Source organism: Pontibacter liquoris (assembly GCF_022758235.1).
GTDB lineage: Bacteria > Bacteroidota > Bacteroidia > Cytophagales > Hymenobacteraceae > Pontibacter > Pontibacter liquoris.
Genome location: NZ_JALEBG010000003.1, coordinates 600,026 through 615,562, shown reverse-complemented (window position 1 = coordinate 615,562; position 15,537 = coordinate 600,026). Strand labels below are relative to the sequence as shown.

At 47.0% G+C, this 15,537-nt stretch carries 23 protein-coding genes; 22 read left to right on the top strand and 1 reads right to left on the bottom strand.

What is annotated here, in order from left to right; all coding sequences use genetic code 11:
- The first annotated feature begins 18 nt into the window (after positions 1–18).
- The 22 genes from rplX to hscA all read left to right on the top strand — a co-directional run bounded on the left by rplX (position 19) and on the right by hscA (position 14,224).
- Positions 19–342: a 50S ribosomal protein L24 gene (gene rplX, locus LWL52_RS19570; RefSeq protein WP_242923646.1), complete on the top strand. Its 324-nt coding sequence runs from the start codon at positions 19–21 to the stop codon at positions 340–342.
- A 1-nt stretch (position 343) separates the two neighbouring features.
- Complete coding sequence (gene rplE / locus LWL52_RS19565; RefSeq protein ID WP_242923645.1) at positions 344–895, top strand: 50S ribosomal protein L5; 552 nt, start codon at positions 344–346, stop codon at positions 893–895.
- A 4-nt stretch (positions 896–899) separates the two neighbouring features.
- A complete protein-coding gene (rpsN, locus tag LWL52_RS19560; RefSeq protein ID WP_242923644.1) occupies positions 900–1,169 on the top strand; it encodes a 30S ribosomal protein S14 in 270 nt (89 codons plus the stop codon).
- 90 nt (positions 1,170–1,259) lie between these two features.
- On the top strand, positions 1,260–1,658 hold the full coding sequence (rpsH, locus tag LWL52_RS19555; RefSeq protein ID WP_242923642.1) for a 30S ribosomal protein S8: 399 nt from the start codon (positions 1,260–1,262) through the stop codon (positions 1,656–1,658).
- Positions 1,659–1,672: 14 nt separating this feature from the next.
- Positions 1,673–2,227, top strand: coding sequence for a 50S ribosomal protein L6 (rplF, locus tag LWL52_RS19550; RefSeq protein WP_242923640.1), 555 nt, complete (start codon positions 1,673–1,675; stop codon positions 2,225–2,227).
- An 8-nt stretch (positions 2,228–2,235) separates the two neighbouring features.
- Positions 2,236–2,583 carry a 50S ribosomal protein L18 gene (gene rplR / locus LWL52_RS19545; RefSeq protein ID WP_242923638.1) on the top strand — a complete coding sequence of 116 codons (348 nt, stop codon included), beginning with the start codon at positions 2,236–2,238 and terminating at the stop codon, positions 2,581–2,583.
- 5 nt (positions 2,584–2,588) lie between these two features.
- The gene (rpsE, locus tag LWL52_RS19540; protein ID WP_242923636.1) at positions 2,589–3,107 is read left to right on the top strand and encodes a 30S ribosomal protein S5; all 519 of its coding nucleotides are present in this window, start codon (positions 2,589–2,591) and stop codon (positions 3,105–3,107) included.
- Between the two features lie 5 nt (positions 3,108–3,112).
- The gene (gene rpmD / locus LWL52_RS19535) at positions 3,113–3,292 is read left to right on the top strand and encodes a 50S ribosomal protein L30 (RefSeq protein ID WP_242923627.1); all 180 of its coding nucleotides are present in this window, start codon (positions 3,113–3,115) and stop codon (positions 3,290–3,292) included.
- 1 nt (position 3,293) lies between these two features.
- Positions 3,294–3,740, top strand: a complete 447-nt coding sequence (gene rplO / locus LWL52_RS19530) for a 50S ribosomal protein L15 (RefSeq protein ID WP_242923612.1) — start codon at positions 3,294–3,296, stop codon at positions 3,738–3,740.
- Between the two features lie 20 nt (positions 3,741–3,760).
- The gene (gene secY / locus LWL52_RS19525; protein WP_242923609.1) at positions 3,761–5,077 is read left to right on the top strand and encodes a preprotein translocase subunit SecY; all 1,317 of its coding nucleotides are present in this window, start codon (positions 3,761–3,763) and stop codon (positions 5,075–5,077) included.
- A gap of 3 nt (positions 5,078–5,080) precedes the next feature.
- Positions 5,081–5,854: a type I methionyl aminopeptidase gene (gene map, locus LWL52_RS19520; RefSeq protein WP_242923606.1), complete on the top strand. Its 774-nt coding sequence runs from the start codon at positions 5,081–5,083 to the stop codon at positions 5,852–5,854.
- Positions 5,855–6,073, top strand: a complete 219-nt coding sequence (gene infA / locus LWL52_RS19515) for a translation initiation factor IF-1 (protein WP_242923596.1) — start codon at positions 5,855–5,857, stop codon at positions 6,071–6,073.
- A gap of 8 nt (positions 6,074–6,081) precedes the next feature.
- A complete protein-coding gene (ykgO, locus tag LWL52_RS19510; protein WP_034256541.1) occupies positions 6,082–6,198 on the top strand; it encodes a type B 50S ribosomal protein L36 in 117 nt (38 codons plus the stop codon).
- A gap of 9 nt (positions 6,199–6,207) precedes the next feature.
- Positions 6,208–6,585: a 30S ribosomal protein S13 gene (gene rpsM / locus LWL52_RS19505; RefSeq protein ID WP_242923595.1), complete on the top strand. Its 378-nt coding sequence runs from the start codon at positions 6,208–6,210 to the stop codon at positions 6,583–6,585.
- A gap of 9 nt (positions 6,586–6,594) precedes the next feature.
- Entirely contained in the window at positions 6,595–6,987 is a 393-nt protein-coding gene (gene rpsK, locus LWL52_RS19500; RefSeq protein WP_114778264.1) for a 30S ribosomal protein S11, read from the top strand.
- Between the two features lie 24 nt (positions 6,988–7,011).
- Positions 7,012–7,617 (top strand): 30S ribosomal protein S4, encoded by a 606-nt coding sequence (gene rpsD / locus LWL52_RS19495; protein WP_242923594.1) that lies wholly within the window; start codon positions 7,012–7,014, stop codon positions 7,615–7,617.
- Positions 7,618–7,654: 37 nt separating this feature from the next.
- Positions 7,655–8,644 carry a DNA-directed RNA polymerase subunit alpha gene (locus LWL52_RS19490; protein WP_242923593.1) on the top strand — a complete coding sequence of 330 codons (990 nt, stop codon included), beginning with the start codon at positions 7,655–7,657 and terminating at the stop codon, positions 8,642–8,644.
- A gap of 70 nt (positions 8,645–8,714) precedes the next feature.
- The gene (gene rplQ, locus LWL52_RS19485; protein ID WP_242923588.1) at positions 8,715–9,251 is read left to right on the top strand and encodes a 50S ribosomal protein L17; all 537 of its coding nucleotides are present in this window, start codon (positions 8,715–8,717) and stop codon (positions 9,249–9,251) included.
- A 75-nt stretch (positions 9,252–9,326) separates the two neighbouring features.
- Positions 9,327–10,433 carry a glutamine-hydrolyzing carbamoyl-phosphate synthase small subunit gene (carA, locus tag LWL52_RS19480; protein ID WP_242923586.1) on the top strand — a complete coding sequence of 369 codons (1,107 nt, stop codon included), beginning with the start codon at positions 9,327–9,329 and terminating at the stop codon, positions 10,431–10,433.
- 18 nt (positions 10,434–10,451) lie between these two features.
- Complete coding sequence (gene eno, locus LWL52_RS19475) at positions 10,452–11,729, top strand: phosphopyruvate hydratase (RefSeq protein WP_242923577.1); 1,278 nt, start codon at positions 10,452–10,454, stop codon at positions 11,727–11,729.
- An 89-nt stretch (positions 11,730–11,818) separates the two neighbouring features.
- Positions 11,819–12,118, top strand: a complete 300-nt coding sequence (locus tag LWL52_RS19470) for an FtsB family cell division protein (RefSeq protein ID WP_242923575.1) — start codon at positions 11,819–11,821, stop codon at positions 12,116–12,118.
- A 243-nt stretch (positions 12,119–12,361) separates the two neighbouring features.
- Positions 12,362–14,224: a Fe-S protein assembly chaperone HscA gene (hscA, locus tag LWL52_RS19465; RefSeq protein ID WP_242923572.1), complete on the top strand. Its 1,863-nt coding sequence runs from the start codon at positions 12,362–12,364 to the stop codon at positions 14,222–14,224.
- Positions 14,225–14,371: 147 nt separating this feature from the next.
- Here the strand turns inward: hscA and LWL52_RS19460 are convergent, their stop codons facing one another.
- Positions 14,372–15,439, bottom strand: coding sequence for an Ldh family oxidoreductase (locus LWL52_RS19460; RefSeq protein ID WP_242923570.1), 1,068 nt, complete (start codon positions 15,437–15,439; stop codon positions 14,372–14,374).
- Positions 15,440–15,537: the final 98 nt, after the last annotated feature.

Sequence of the window (15,537 nt, the reverse complement as noted above, 5' to 3'; positions counted from 1 at the left end):
TCCCTAATTCAGATCAAGATGAATAAGAAAAAACTTCATGTAAAAACTGGTGATACAGTCAAAGTAATTGCCGGTGATGAGCGCGGTAAGACAGGCCGCATAACCGCTGTTAATATTGAAAAGCAAAAAGTAACGATCGAAGGCTTAAACCTGGTTACCAAGCACAACAAACCAAGTGCAAAGAATCCACAAGGAGGTATTGCCAAGGTAGAAGCGCCAATCCACGCCAGCAACGTTGCTTTAGTTGATCCTAAGTCAGGTGAAACCGTAAAAGCAGCCCGCAGAACAAACAGCGAAGGTAAATCAGAGCGTTATTCTAAAAAGACAGGAGAGGTAATCTAAGATGGCTACTGCAAGATTTAAAGAAAAATATCAGCAGGAAGTGATTCCTGCTCTGAAAGAGAAGTTCCAGTACAAGAACGTCATGCAGGTGCCTAAAATCACCAAGATCTCTATCAACAAAGGGATAGGTGCTGCTGTGGCTGACAAGAAACTGGTAGATATCGGCGTAGAGGAACTGACAACTATTACAGGTCAGAAAGCTGTTGCTACGATCGCTAAGAAATCCGTTTCTAACTTTAAGCTGCGTGAAGGTATGCCAATCGGCGCCCGCGTAACGCTGCGAGGACAGAAGATGTATGAGTTCCTGGATCGTCTTTTGACTATCGCTCTGCCACGTGTACGTGACTTCAGAGGCGTGAACGACAAAGGATTTGATGGCCGTGGTAACTATACATTAGGTATCAAGGAGCAGATCATTTTCCCTGAAATCAGCATCGATAAAGTGAAAGCTATCACAGGTATGGACATTACCATCGTGACAACGGCTAACACCGACGAAGAAAGTTACGAGCTGTTAAAAGCATTTGGTATGCCTTTCACTAATAAGAAATAATAAAATGGCGAAAGAATCAGTAAAAGCAAGAGAGCTTAAAAGACAAAAGCTCGTAGCAAAATACGCTACTAAAAGAGCTGAACTAAAAGCCAAAGGAGATTACGAGGCACTGGATAAGTTGCCACGTAATGCCTCTCCAGTAAGACTGCACAACAGATGTCAACTATCCGGCAGACCACGTGGTTACATGCGCAAGTTCGGCATCTCCCGCGTAGTTTTCAGAGAACTGGCTGTAATGGGTAAAATTCCGGGCATAACTAAATCGAGCTGGTAATTTTTTCTTAACTAGATTAAGAAAGAAAAAAAGATATTCGTATCTTTGCCGCTCGCTTCGAGTAAGCCTTCATTATTTAAGTGATTCATAATGAACTCAGATCCAATAGCAGATTATTTAACTAGAGTGCGTAATGCTATCAAAGCAAACCACAGGATAGTTGAAATACCGTCTAGCAACATTAAAAAAGAGATTACAAAAGTTTTGTACGAGAAAGGGTATATTCAAAACTATAAGTTTGATGACTCTGCTGTACAAGGCACGATTAAAATTGCGCTGAAGTATAACCCAAGCACGAAGCAATCTGCTATTGTGAAGTTAGAGCGGGTAAGTAAGCCAGGGCTTCGCAAGTATGCCGGAACTGATAACCTGCCAAGAGTTATCAACGGACTGGGCGTAGCTATTTTGTCTACTTCTAAAGGAGTAATGACAGAGAAAGAAGCAAGGTCACTGAATGTAGGTGGCGAGGTTTTATGTTACGTTTATTAATAGGAGGATAGTCAATGTCACGAATAGGAAAATTGCCCATCACCCTTCCAGCATCCATTCAAGTAACTGTTGCCGATAACAATGTAGTGACTGTAAAAGGTCCTAAAGGCTCTTTATCAACTCCGGTTGATAAAGACATTGTTGTGAAGCAGGAGGATGGCCAACTGATCGTTGAGCGCCCGACTGAGCAGAAGCGCCACAAAGCCATGCACGGCCTGTATCGTTCACTTATCAATAACATGGTGATCGGTGTAACAGAAGGTTACAAAGAGCGCCTGGAGCTGGTAGGTGTAGGTTACAAAGCTACAGTTGCAGGTAAAGTGTTAGAGCTTGCTTTAGGTTACTCACACAACATCTTTATGGCTCTTCCGGACGAGGTAGTTGCTACGGCAGTAACTGAGAAAGGTAAAGCGCCAGTGATAACCCTGGAAAGCAACGACAAACAGCTTATTGGCCAGGTGGCAGCAAAAATTAGATCACTCCGCAAAGTTGAACCTTATAAAGGTAAGGGTATTCGATTTGTTGGTGAAGTTGTAAGAAGAAAAGCTGGTAAGACAGCGTCTAAATAATCATCATCATGTCTGCTAATAAGATAAATAGAAGAGTTAGAATAAAGAAAAGTATCCGGAATAAAATTTCCGGTACTTCTGAAAGGCCAAGATTATCTGTGTTTAGAAGCAATCGCTTTATTTACGCACAAATCATCGATGATACCACTGGTGTGACACTAGCGGCTGCCTCTTCAGCAAAGCTTGATGATGCGAAGGCAAATGTTGAGACTTCTGGCAAAGTAGGGAAAGAAATTGCTGAGCAAGCCATTGCAAAAGGTATTACGCAGGTAGTTTTCGATCGCTCAGGTTATCTGTACCACGGCAAAGTTAAATCATTGGCAGAAGGCGCTCGTGAGGCTGGCCTTAAATTCTAAAGATTATGTTGAAGAACAATATTCGTAGTGTAAAGGCTAGCGAGATCGAGCTAAAAGAAAGAGTAGTAGCTATCAATCGTGTAGCCAAAGTTGTAAAAGGTGGTAGAAGATTTTCCTTCGCTGCCATTGTAGTGGTAGGCGACGGAAACGGTGTAGTTGGTTACGGACTTGGCAAAGCCAACGAAGTAACGGATGCTATTGCAAAAGGGATAGATGATGCCAAGAAGAACCTGGTGAAAGTTCCTGTATATCATAATACAGTTCCTCACGCTATGGAAGGCAAATACTCTGGCGGTTTTGTACTGGTAAAACCAGCTGCTGCCGGTACAGGTGTAATTGCAGGCGGTGCGATGCGTGCCGTTCTGGAAAGTGCCGGTATCAAAGACGTACTTTGCAAGTCTAAAGGATCATCAAACCCCCACAACGTAGTGAAAGCGACATTTGATGCCCTGGCTAAAATGCGTGATCCGTTGGCAGTAGCCCAGCAGCGTGGTGTTAATCTTAACAAAGTATTTAACGGTTAATTGAGATGGCTCAGATTACAATAAGACAAATCAAAAGCATTATTGATAAACCAAAATCACAGAAGCTTACAATTCAAGCTTTAGGACTTGGTAAGATCAATAAGTCAGTAACTGTTGAAAATACTCCTCAGATTGCTGGCATGGTAAAAAAGGTTCAACATCTTATAGAAGTAAATAATATCTAACATGTATCTAAACTCATTAAAACCAGCGGAGGGTTCTATCAAGAACCGCAAGAGAATAGGTAGAGGTACTGGTTCAGGTAGAGGTGGTACTTCTACAAGAGGACATAAAGGTGCTAAATCACGCTCAGGCTATTCACAAAAGTCAGGTTTCGAAGGTGGCCAGATGCCATTGCAGAGACGTGTACCTAAGTATGGCTTTAAAAACATTAACAGAGTTGAGTATAAAGGTATTAATTTAGATACCTTAGAGTCGTTGGTAGCATCTACTAACGAGACCGTACTTAACTTTGATTTCTTTAAAGCACACGGTCTGGTGTCTAAAAACGACAAAGTGAAAATATTAGGTAGAGGCGAGTTGAACAAAGCGGTTGAAGTACATGCACACGCTTTCTCTGGTTCTGCTACTACATCAATAGAAAAAGCAGGCGGTAAAACAGTTGCTCTCTAAACAATTGCTCTCTAAGCGGTATGAAGAAGTTTATAACAACGATTAAGAACATTTTTGCTATAGAAGATTTACGTGTTCGGATTCTGAACACGCTTCTTTTTGTAGCTATCTTTAGATTAGGTTCTTATGTTGTTCTTCCAGGTGTGGATCCCAATCAACTCATAGCTAAAACAGGTGGACTGTTTGGCTTGTTAGATACATTCCTAGGTGGAGCATTCAGTCATGCGTCCATCTTTGCATTAGGGATCATGCCTTATATATCCGCTTCGATTGTACTGCAGCTGCTTACCATTGCTGTACCGTATTTTCAGAAGATGCAGAAGGAGGGTGAATCTGGTAGAAAGAAAATCAACCAAATCACCCGAGTTCTTACCATTATTATTACCCTGGCGCAGTCCATCGGATTTGTGGCCACGATCAATGCTGAGGCGATTACGATCAACACCACGTTGTTCACTGTAACCTCCATGATCGTTCTTACTTCGGGCACCATCTTCTGTATGTGGCTTGGCGAGAAGATCACCGATAAAGGCATCGGAAACGGTATTTCCATGCTGATCATGATCGGTATTGTATCCCGTTTTCCGGGTGCGTTGATCAAGGAGATGGCTTCCCGCCAGATGAATGGCGCTTTGCTGTTCCTCTTTGAACTTGTTGTGCTGTTCTTCGTGGTAATGTCGGTTGTAATGCTGACGCAGGCTGTACGCAGAATACCCGTACAGTATGCCAAGCAGGTGGGCGGAAGCTCGCTTTATAGCGGTCAGCGCCAGTTCATCCCGTTAAAAGTGAATGCAGCGGGTGTAATGCCAATCATTTTTGCGCAGTCGCTGATGTTCCTGCCATCTATGATCGCTTCGATCTGGGCAAAGGAAAACGACACGGCTAACTATATCGGTTCGACGTTTTCAGATTTCACGTCATGGCAGTATAACCTAACATTTGGTCTGATGATCCTGATCTTCACTTATTTCTATACTGCGATAAGTGTAAACCCGAACCAGATAGCAGATGATCTGAAAAGAAGCGGTGGTTTTGTACCGGGTGTAAAGCCAGGACGTGCTACTTCTGAGTACATTGATTCTATACTTACCCGCATTACTTTACCAGGTGCCATTTACCTGGCGCTTGTTGCCATCTTCCCATCCATAGCCCTATTGTTCGGTGTTACTCGCGAGTTCTCACAGTTCTTTGGTGGCACCTCGCTCATCATCATGGTAGGTGTTGTGCTGGATACATTGCAACAAGTAGAAAGCTATTTATTAATGAGACATTACGATGGAATGATGAAGACGGGCAAATTAAGAGGCCGTACTGAAAACATTGCCATAGTATCCTGATAAATGATTTATTACAAGACCGAAGAAGAAATTGAGTTAATTCGCCAGAGTGCTTTAATATTAGGTAAAGCACATGGCGAAATTGCTCTTCTTATAAAGGAAGGTGTCACAACTGCTGCCCTCGACAAAAGAGCAGAAGAGTTTATCCGCGATCATGGCGGCGAGCCTTCCTTCAAAGGTTACAATGGCTTCCCTTACAGTTTATGCATCTCCGTTAACGCAACTGTTGTGCATGGCATGCCAGGCAACTACACATTGAACAATGGAGACATAATTTCTGTTGATGGGGGAGTGCTTTACAAAGGCTTTCATAGCGACAGTGCTTATACCCATGCGGTAGGAGAGGTAAGTGAGGAAGTGCAGAAGCTGCTAACCGTTACAAAAGAATCCTTGCAGGAAGGCATTGCCAAAGCAGTGGCCGGAAACAGAATGGGAGATGTAAGCCACGCTATTCAGCATCATGCTGAAAAGAATGGCTTTAGTGTTGTGCGGGAACTGGTAGGCCACGGTGTTGGGCACCACCTGCACGAAGCACCGGAAGTGCCTAATTATGGGAAGCGGGGACAAGGCGTGAAGTTACAGGAAGGGCTGGTAATTGCTATTGAACCGATGATTAACCTGGGCACCAAAAACATTGTGCAGGAAGATGACGGCTGGACTATCCGGACACGTGATAAAAAGCCATCTGCGCATTTTGAACACACAGTGGTGGTGCGAAAGGACAAAACAGAGATTTTAACAACTTTTGAATATATAGAACAAGCTAAGCAACAATAAATGGCGAAACAGTCATCTATCGAACAAGACGGAATAATTATTGAAGCCCTTTCGAATGCCATGTTCCGTGTGGAGCTTGAAAATGGTCATCAGGTGGTAGCACACATTTCCGGGAAAATGCGGATGCATTATATTAAGATCCTGCCCGGAGACAGAGTGAAACTCGAAATGTCGCCCTATGATTTGACTAAAGGCAGAATTGTTTATCGGTATAAATAATAAATACAATGAAAGTTAAAGCATCAGTAAAGAAGAGAAGTGCTGATTGTAAAGTGATCCGCCGCAAGGGGAAGCTTTATGTAATCAACAAAAAAAACCCAAGGTATAAACAAAGACAAGGTTAATTTAGAAGTATGGCTAGAATAGCAGGAGTAGATATTCCGGATAACAAGCGAGGCGAAATCGCCTTAACTTACATCTATGGCATCGGACGTAATCTGTCTGTATCCATTTTGAACAAAGCCGGAGTGGATCTTGACAAAAAGGTGAAAGACTGGACAGAGGATGAAGCCAGTGAGATCAGAAATATTATAGCATCTGACTATAAGACAGAAGGTGTTCTTCGCTCTGAGGTACAGCTCCACATCAAGCGTTTGCTTGACATTGGTTGCTACCGTGGCTTAAGACATCGTAAAGGTTTACCAGTTCGCGGACAGCGCACGAAGAACAACTCGCGCACCAGAAAAGGTAAGCGTAAAACTGTTGCTAACAAGAAGAAGGCTACTAAATAATATTTGATCATGGCTCAGAAAAGAAAAGATAAGGCTAAAAAGCGTGTCGTAGTTGTTGAATCAACTGGTCAAGTACACATTAAAGCTTCTTTCAACAATATCATTATCTCAATAACCAACAATGCAGGTCAGGTAATTTCTTGGGCTTCTGCTGGTAAAATGGGTTTTAAAGGTTCTAAAAAGAACACTCCTTACGCTGCACAGATGGCAGCTTCAGATTGCGCTAAAGTAGCCCATGACCTGGGTATGCGTAAAGCTGAAGTTTTTGTTAAAGGCCCTGGCGCAGGTAGAGAGTCCGCTATCCGTACTGTGCAAAACTCTGGAATCGAAGTAACAACTATTAAAGATGTTACCCCGCTTCCTCACAACGGATGTCGTCCTCCTAAACGCAGAAGAGTTTAATTATTTTATTTGACAGCATAAATTATGGCAAGATATACTGGTCCTAAAAGCAAAATCTCCAGACGTTTTAACGAAGAGATTTTTGGTCCAAGCAAAGCATTAAAAAAGAAGAGCTACCCTCCCGGGATGCATGGTCGTGGCCGTCGTAAGAAGCAGTCCGAATATGCTATCCAGCTTGCGGAGAAGCAAAAAGCAAAGTTCATTTACGGTGTTTTAGAGAAGCAGTTTGCAAACCTGTTCGATAAAGCACATAGAAAAGGCGGTATTACAGGTGAAACGCTGTTGGCTCTGCTCGAGTCGCGGCTTGATAACACTGTTTACAGATTAGGTATTGCTCCAACAAGAAGAGCTGCCCGTCAGTTGGTGCTGCACAAACACATTTTGGTGAACGGTGAGTTGGTAAACATTCCATCTTATAGCCTGAAGCCAGGAGATGTGGTTGGTGTTCGGGAGAAATCAAAATCTCTTGAAGCTATTACTACCAGCCTTACCGTGCGTAATGCACGTCAGTTTGGTTGGTTAGAGTGGAACGCGGCTGAAATGGCCGGTCAGTTTATGGCTGCACCACAGCGCGATCAGATCCCTGAGAAGATCCAGGAGCAGCTCATCGTCGAGCTTTACTCTAAGTAAGCAGCTTAATCAATTTTTAACCTTTAACACTGCAAGTATGTCAATATTAGCATTTCAAATGCCAGAGAAGGTTGTCATGGAAAAAGCCGACGACTTTCATGGTCTATTTGAATTCAAGCCGCTTGAAAAAGGTTACGGCGTAACCATTGGTAATGCGCTGCGCAGAATCCTGCTGTCTTCTCTGGAAGGTTATGCAATTACGAGCGTTCGCATACCTGGTGTACTGCACGAGTTTTCGTCTGTTGAAGGCGTGGTAGAGGATATTTCTGATATTATCCTTAACCTGAAGATGGTTCGCTTTAAGAAGCTGGGCGAAGTGATCGATGACAGAATCACTGTAACGATTTCTGGTCAGGATACTTTTACAGCCGGCGATATCAATAAGTTTACTTCCAGCTTTGAAGTGCTTAACCCGGAACTGGTAATTTGCCACCTGGATAAGAACATGACCCTTGAAGTGGAACTTGTACTTCAGAAAGGACGTGGTTATGTGCCTGCTGACGAGAACAAGCCTGCTGATCAGGTGTTTGGTCTCATTGCGATCGATGCCATCTTCACACCTATCAAGAATGTGAAGTTCAGTGTTGAGAACACGCGTGTAGAGCAGAAAACTGACTATGAGAAGTTGGTTCTTGACATACAGACGGACGGATCTATTCATCCGGAAGATGCCTTGAAAGGCGCTGCCAATATCCTGATCCAGCACTTCATGTTGTTCTCTGATAATACCATGACCTTCGAAACGGCTAAGCCGGAAGAAGAAGAGGTAGTAGACGAAGAACTGCTGCACATGCGCAAAGTTCTGAAAACATCGCTGCAGGACATGGACCTGTCTGTTAGAGCGTACAACTGCCTGAAAGCTGCGGATATCAAAACCCTTGGCGACCTGGTGCAGCTGGATATCTCTGACATGATGAAGTTCAGAAACTTCGGTAAGAAGTCGTTAACAGAGCTGGAGAACTTGGTTCAGGAAAAAGGTTTGACCTTCGGTATGGACCTTTCCAAGTATAAATTAGAAGAAGATTAATTAATCTACGGCATAATTCCCGATCCCTTAACGGGTTGATCGACGGTATGCACGTGCACAATTCGTAACAATGAGACACGGTAAAAAAATAAATCACTTAGGAAGAACTGCTTCACACCGTAAGGCAATGTTGTCCAACCTGGCAGCATCCCTTATCCTGCACAAGCGGGTTTCTACTACAGTAGCAAAAGCTAAAGCCCTGCGCAAGTATGTAGAGCCTCTGCTTACAAAAGCCAAAAACGATACAACGCACTCAAGAAGAACGGTGTTTGCTTACCTGCAAAACAAAGAGTCTTTAAAAGAGCTGTTCGACGAGGTTGCTGCTAAGATCGCTAACAGACCGGGTGGTTATACCCGTATCCTGAAGACTGGTTACAGACTGGGTGACAACGCAGAAATGTGTGTACTTGAGTTAGTAGACTACAACGAGGATATGCTGACAACAACTGGTACAGCTGCTGCTGGTGCCAAGAAGTCACGCCGTCGTGGTGGTAAGAAAACTTCAGCTGAAACAGCTGCTCCAGCCGCTGCAGCTCCTGCTGCGCCAGCTCCGGAAGCACCTGCTGCTACTGAAACTTCTAAAGACGAGACAAACGATGCGCAATAAGCTCTTTTGTTAAATATTTTAAAGGGACATGACGTAAGTCGTGTCCCTTTTTTATTTTTGTTAAAATTACTGTTTATGAAAAAGCATACATCAACAGACGCGATCCTGTTATTAAACGACGGCACCGTATTTACGGGCAAAAGCCTGGGGCGAATTGGTACCACAGGAGGAGAGCTCTGTTTTAATACAGGTATGACCGGTTACCAGGAGATTTTTACCGATCCTTCTTATTACGGTCAGCTGGTGGTTACTACCTTTTCCCATATCGGCAACTATGGTGTACAGGCCGATGAAGTGGAATCAGACAGGATACAGATCAATGGCCTTGTTTGTAAGGAGTTTTCCCACCATTTTTCACGCCATACTGCCAAAGGCTCCCTGCAGGAATACTTCGATAAGGCAGGCATAGTAGGCATCTGTGAGATCGATACACGTGCCTTGGTGCGTCATATCCGTGATAAAGGGGCCATGAACGCCATAATTTCTTCTGAGATTACCGATATTGAGGAGCTGCGCCGTAAATTAGAGGAAGTTCCCTCAATGGAAGGCCTGGAGCTATCGTCGCATGTGAGTACACAGGCCGAATATGACATGCAGCCGGAAGAGGTGAAGTATAGGGTGGCCGTATTGGATTTGGGCGTAAAGCGCAACAGCCTCAACAACCTGGTGCAGCGCGGTTGTGCCGTAAAGGTATTCCCGTATCATACGCCTTTTGAAGAAATGGAGAAGTGGAACCCGGATGGCTATTTTATTTCGAACGGACCCGGTGATCCGGCGGCTACCACGGTTGCCATTAACAGCGTAAAGCAAATTCTGGAGAAAAGTAAGCCGATGTTCGGCATTTGTATGGGGCACCAGATGCTGGCCCAGGCCAATGGCATTGCCACTTACAAAATGCACAACGGCCACCGGGGGCTGAACCATCCGGTAAAGAACCTGATCACCGGCCGGAGCGAGATCACATCGCAGAACCATGGGTTTGTGGTGGATGCCCAACAACTGCAGCAGCACCCGCAGGTAGAGGTTACCCATATCAACCTGAACGATAATACCATCGAAGGTATCCGCATGAAAGGCAAACCGGCTTTCTCGGTGCAATACCATCCGGAGTCATCACCGGGGCCGCACGATTCCACGTACCTCTTTGATGACTTTGTGGCCCTGCTGGAACAAAACAAATAAAACTAATATAAACTAACTATGAGCTTAATAACTGATATTAAAGCCCGCCAGATCTTCGATTCAAGAGGAAATCCGACGATAGAAGTAGATGTTGTAACTGAAACAGGTGTCCTGGGCCGCGCTGCGGTACCGTCCGGTGCTTCCACGGGTGTGCACGAAGCCGTAGAGCTGCGTGACAACGACAAGAGCAAGTACATGGGCAAAGGTGTACTGCAAGCTGTCAAGAACGTGAATGATAAGATTGCCGAAGAGATAGTAGGCTTTCCGGTATATGAGCAAAACCTGATCGACAAGATCATGATCGAGCTCGATGGCACGGAGAATAAAAGCAACCTGGGCGCAAACGCCATACTTGGTGTGTCGCTGGCAGTAGCCCGCGCAGCCGCACAGGAACTGAACATGCCTATCTACCGCTATGTAGGTGGTGTGAGCGCCAATACCCTGCCGGTGCCGATGATGAACATCCTCAACGGCGGCAGCCATGCCGATAACTCCATCGACTTCCAGGAATTCATGATTATGCCGGTTGGCGCTGCTTCTTTCTCCGATGCATTGCGAATGGGCACGGAGGTTTTCCACCACCTGAAGAACGTGCTGAAGAAAAAAGGCCTTTCTACCAACGTGGGAGATGAAGGTGGTTTTGCTCCTAACATCGCTTCCAACGAAGAAGCCATTCAGGTAGTGCTGCAGGCCATCGAAACAGCCGGCTACAAACCAGGCGACGACTTTATGATCGCCATGGATGCGGCCAGCTCCGAGTTCTACGATGCGGCTACCGGCCATTATCATTTCAAGAAATCAACAGGCGATAAGCTGACGTCTTCTGAAATGGTGAGCTTCTGGGCTGACTGGGTGCGCAAGTATCCGATCATCTCTATTGAAGATGGTATGGCTGAAGACGACTGGGATGGCTGGAAGCAGCAGACCACAGCGATTGGTGATAAAGTACAGTTGGTAGGCGACGACCTGTTCGTAACGAATGTGAACCGTTTGCAGCGTGGTATAGATGAGAAAATCGCTAACGCGATCCTGATCAAAGTGAACCAGATTGGTACGCTTACTGAAACCATTAGCGCCATTAACCTGGGCCGCCGCCATGGGTATAAAAGCGTGATGAGCCACCGTTCCGGCGAGACAGAGGACAGCACGATTGCAGACCTGGCTGTTGCCTTGAACACCGGCCAGATCAAAACCGGTTCGGCTTCCCGTTCAGACCGCATGGCCAAGTATAACCAGTTGCTCCGCATCGAAGAGGAACTGGGCGAAGTGGCTTATTTCCCGGGCAAGAAGTTCTAAGAACTTCTGCTCAAAAATATTTATGGGTAAGGCTGTGGGTTATATGACTCACAGCCTTATTTTTGTATAAGTACCTTAATCCCTTTGCCATGCTGAAGCGCGTTCCTAAAATATTCCGCAATTTCTATCTGATCACGTCGGTGTTGTTTTTGGTGTGGATGCTCTTTTTTGACTCCAATGATTTTATCACGCAGTACCAGATGAGCAAAAAACTGGCAGACCTGGAAGAGGACAAGCAACATTACCTCGAAAAGATGGAGGAAGTGCAGAAGGACCGCAAAGAGCTGCTGGGTAACCCGGAACTGCTTGAGAAGTTTGCCCGCGAAAAATACCTGATGAAGCGCCCCAACGAGGACGTGTTTATTATTGTGCCCAAAGAGGAAGAATAAGACTATAGTTCCGAGTCACGAGTTCTGAGTTCCGAGCTTAAAGTATAAATCACTGGCGCAAGCGTCCGCTTGTTCCGGGATTTCAAAGGCTGCCACTTCTGTGCTTAAACCCCCTATTTTATACTTCAGGTATAAACATCGCTAACCTCAGCCGCCGCAAACCCATTCCCTCCCTAAATTATTTGTAAATTGCGCCATCGTGCTGCTGCTGTATAGCGGCGGCCTTACGTAAGTATTTATACTATGGCAAAAGTTGCAATAAACCTTTCTACTGGCGCTCTTCAGCAAGAAGAGGTCATTGTAGGTATAGATTTGGGCACTACCAACAGTTTGGTGGCCTATATTCATCCTGAAGACCGTACCCCCATTGCTATAAATGACCAGGGTCAGGGCACTATTGTGCCATCGGTAGTACATTTTACGCAAACTGGCGAAACCATTGTGGGCACAGCCGCCAAAGACTACCTCACCACCGATCCAGCCAATACCATTTATTCTGTAAAGCGCCTGCTGGGAAAATCGTACAACGACCTGGGCGGCCACCAGGACTACTTTGGCTACAAAGTAATTGACGACAACAGCGAAGGACTGGTGAAGGTGCGTGTGCAGGACAAATTCTATTCGCCCATCGAGCTCTCGGCCGAGATACTGAAGGAGCTGCGCGAGCGGGCAGAACACGCCCTCAAAACACCGGTGAACCGCGCCGTGATCACCGTGCCTGCTTATTTCAACGATTCGCAGCGGCAGGCTACCCGTGATGCCGGCAAGCTGGCCGGGCTGGAGGTGCTGCGCATTGTAAATGAACCCACGGCGGCAGCGCTGGCCTATGGTATTGGCCTGGACCCGGAAGAAGAAAAGACCGTAGCCGTGTATGACCTGGGCGGCGGCACCTTCGATATTTCCATCCTGAGCATTCACCAGGGCATTTTTGAAGTGCTATCTACTAATGGCGATACTTACCTGGGAGGCGATGATTTTGACCGCGCCATCATTAACCATTGGATACAAAATAACGAGCTGATCGCAGATACGGTGAACCAGGACAAGCACCTGTCGCAGGAGCTGCGCCTGAAAGCCGAAGAGGCCAAGAAAACCCTGAGCAGTCAGCAAGTATACGCCGGCACCATCGACGGCAAGATAGACTGCCACCTGGAGCGCCATACCTTTGAGACGCTGATTGCCCCCATCGTAGCCCGCACCATCGAGAGTTGCCGCATGGCCATGGCAGATGCCAAGCTGCAGCCCGAGCAGATTGCTGCGGTGATCATGGTGGGAGGTTCTACGCGGGTGCCGATGGTGTATGAGGCCGTATCGACGTTCTTTGGCAAGCAGGCTAACAACAGCCTGAACCCGGATGAGGTAGTAGCGCTGGGCGCCGCCATTCAGGCCGATATCCTGGCCGGTAACCGCAAAGATATCCTGCTGCTGGACGTAACACCCCTTACGCTGGGCATCGAAACCATGGGCGGCCTGATGGATTCCATCATACCCCGCAATTCCAAAGTGCCGACCAAGGCTGGCCGTCAGTATACCACCTCCATCGACGGGCAGGTGAACATGAAAATATCCGTTTACCAGGGCGAACGCGACCTTGTAAAAGAAAACCGCAAGCTGGCCGAGTTCGATCTGAAAGGAATTCCGGCCATGCCGGCAGGCTTCCCGAAGGTGGACGTGAACTTTATACTTAATGCCGACGGTATTCTGAAGGTAGAAGCCATTGAGTTGCGCTCCGGTACCCGGCAGGAAGTAGAGGTGAAACCCCAGTACGGCCTGACAGATGCCCAGGTAGAGCAAATGCTGCTGGATTCCATTACGCATGCCCGCGAAGATGTATCTACCCGGATGGTAATCGAGGCCCGCACCACAGCAGAGCAGATGATCTACCAGGTTGAGCGCTTTGTGGAGAAAAATCGCGAACACCTCACACCGGACGAGATTGCGCTTACCACCGCCAATGTGCAGCGTCTGAAAGAAGTGCTGGGCACCGGTGATAAAGACACCATTCTGAAGGCAGTAGACATTCTGGAAGAACAGACCAGCCCGTTTGCCGAGCGTATCATGCAGATCTCCATCAAGCAGGCCATGGCCGGCAAAAAGATTGAATAAGCAAGTATAAACACAAAACAAAAGCGCCGGCAGAAACTCTGCCGGCGCTTTTGTTTTAAAGGAAATCTAAAATTTAAGTCTGCTGGCGCAAGCGTCCGCTTGTGCCAAGGTTACAGCTTGCGGCAGGGTGACTGAGGTGAGCTATACTTATAGCTTGATCTCAAACTTTTTGCCCAGCGCCTCCAGGTCGCGTTCTACCGGCGCCAGCAGCGGAATACCTTCTTTCAGGCGTTTTTCAGTCATTTCCCGCTCCGGATCACCCGGTATGAGCACCGCTTTCTCGCCTTTCTTCACGTTGGCGTTCCGGAAGGTTTCGATCCATTTGTCCATGTGCTCCTTAAATTCATCGGCTGGCCGGAAAGCATCTACCCGCATGGCACCCAGGAAATGGCCAATGCCTTCGCCCACCGGGTTATCAGAAACGGGCAGGAAACTCACGAAGGGCGGCACCCACGGGCCATAGTTGGCACCCGAAAGCACAGCTGATAAAATATCCACAATAGCGCCCAGCGCATATCCTTTGTGGCTGCCGTGTACTTTGTCGCTCCCCAGGGGCAGCAGCGCGCCGCCGTCTTTCAGCTCATTGGCATTGGTCGAGCGCTCGCCGTTGGCCGTCTGAATCCAGCCGACGGGCGCCTTTTTATTTTTACGCTGCAAGATCTCCAGCTTGCCGTTGGCGGCAGAGGCAGTAGCAAAGTCGGCTACAAAAGGGGGCTGTTTCATGGTGGGCACGGCCACCGCGATCGGGTTGGTGCCCAGCATGCGGTCGATAGAGTGCGTAGGCGCCACCAGCGGCGAGGCGTTGGTCATGGCAATGCCGATCATATCTGAGGAGAGGGCTTCCATGGCGTGGTAGCCGGCAATACCGAAATGGTTCGAGTTCCTGACAGATACCCAACCGGTACCTACCTGGTTTGCTTTGTCGATGGCGATGTCCATGGCGCGTGGGGCCACCACCAACCCTAAACCACCGTCGCCATCTACGGTGGCGGTGCTTGGGGTTTCGTGCACAATGCGCAGCTTCGGGGCTACATTAATACGGCCGGCCTCCCACAGGCGCACGTAGCCGCTCAGGCGGGCCACGCCGTGCGAGTCTACGCCCCGCAGGTCAGCCTCCAGCAATACTTCGGCGGCCAGTTTGGCATCTTTTGGCGGGCAGCCCATCCGCAGAAAAACTTCCTGCGTGAAGTCAAAGAGTTGGGTATAAGAGTACATAAGTATCAGCGTGATTAGAAACGGCAAATTAGCAAATTCAGGAACCAATGCCTCGGCTTAACCGGAGTAATACCCGATGCCTTTCGGATCAGCCTACT

Excerpts from the sequence above, each read along its gene's own strand:
- rplX (WP_242923646.1), top strand. The coding sequence starts at position 19 with ATGAATAAGAAAAAACTTCATGTAAAAACTGGTGATACAGTCAAAGTA.
- rplE (WP_242923645.1), top strand. The coding sequence starts at position 344 with ATGGCTACTGCAAGATTTAAAGAAAAATATCAGCAGGAAGTGATTCCT.
- rpsN (WP_242923644.1), top strand. The coding sequence starts at position 900 with ATGGCGAAAGAATCAGTAAAAGCAAGAGAGCTTAAAAGACAAAAGCTC.
- rpsH (WP_242923642.1), top strand. The coding sequence starts at position 1,260 with ATGAACTCAGATCCAATAGCAGATTATTTAACTAGAGTGCGTAATGCT.
- rplF (WP_242923640.1), top strand. The coding sequence starts at position 1,673 with ATGTCACGAATAGGAAAATTGCCCATCACCCTTCCAGCATCCATTCAA.
- rplR (WP_242923638.1), top strand. The coding sequence starts at position 2,236 with ATGTCTGCTAATAAGATAAATAGAAGAGTTAGAATAAAGAAAAGTATC.
- rpsE (WP_242923636.1), top strand. The coding sequence starts at position 2,589 with ATGTTGAAGAACAATATTCGTAGTGTAAAGGCTAGCGAGATCGAGCTA.
- rpmD (WP_242923627.1), top strand. The coding sequence starts at position 3,113 with ATGGCTCAGATTACAATAAGACAAATCAAAAGCATTATTGATAAACCA.
- rplO (WP_242923612.1), top strand. The coding sequence starts at position 3,294 with ATGTATCTAAACTCATTAAAACCAGCGGAGGGTTCTATCAAGAACCGC.
- secY (WP_242923609.1), top strand. The coding sequence starts at position 3,761 with ATGAAGAAGTTTATAACAACGATTAAGAACATTTTTGCTATAGAAGAT.
- map (WP_242923606.1), top strand. The coding sequence starts at position 5,081 with ATGATTTATTACAAGACCGAAGAAGAAATTGAGTTAATTCGCCAGAGT.
- infA (WP_242923596.1), top strand. The coding sequence starts at position 5,855 with ATGGCGAAACAGTCATCTATCGAACAAGACGGAATAATTATTGAAGCC.
- ykgO (WP_034256541.1), top strand. The coding sequence starts at position 6,082 with ATGAAAGTTAAAGCATCAGTAAAGAAGAGAAGTGCTGATTGTAAAGTG.
- rpsM (WP_242923595.1), top strand. The coding sequence starts at position 6,208 with ATGGCTAGAATAGCAGGAGTAGATATTCCGGATAACAAGCGAGGCGAA.
- rpsK (WP_114778264.1), top strand. The coding sequence starts at position 6,595 with ATGGCTCAGAAAAGAAAAGATAAGGCTAAAAAGCGTGTCGTAGTTGTT.
- rpsD (WP_242923594.1), top strand. The coding sequence starts at position 7,012 with ATGGCAAGATATACTGGTCCTAAAAGCAAAATCTCCAGACGTTTTAAC.
- LWL52_RS19490 (WP_242923593.1), top strand. The coding sequence starts at position 7,655 with ATGTCAATATTAGCATTTCAAATGCCAGAGAAGGTTGTCATGGAAAAA.
- rplQ (WP_242923588.1), top strand. The coding sequence starts at position 8,715 with ATGAGACACGGTAAAAAAATAAATCACTTAGGAAGAACTGCTTCACAC.
- carA (WP_242923586.1), top strand. The coding sequence starts at position 9,327 with ATGAAAAAGCATACATCAACAGACGCGATCCTGTTATTAAACGACGGC.
- eno (WP_242923577.1), top strand. The coding sequence starts at position 10,452 with ATGAGCTTAATAACTGATATTAAAGCCCGCCAGATCTTCGATTCAAGA.
- LWL52_RS19470 (WP_242923575.1), top strand. The coding sequence starts at position 11,819 with ATGCTGAAGCGCGTTCCTAAAATATTCCGCAATTTCTATCTGATCACG.
- hscA (WP_242923572.1), top strand. The coding sequence starts at position 12,362 with ATGGCAAAAGTTGCAATAAACCTTTCTACTGGCGCTCTTCAGCAAGAA.
- LWL52_RS19460 (WP_242923570.1), bottom strand. The coding sequence starts at position 15,439 with ATGTACTCTTATACCCAACTCTTTGACTTCACGCAGGAAGTTTTTCTG.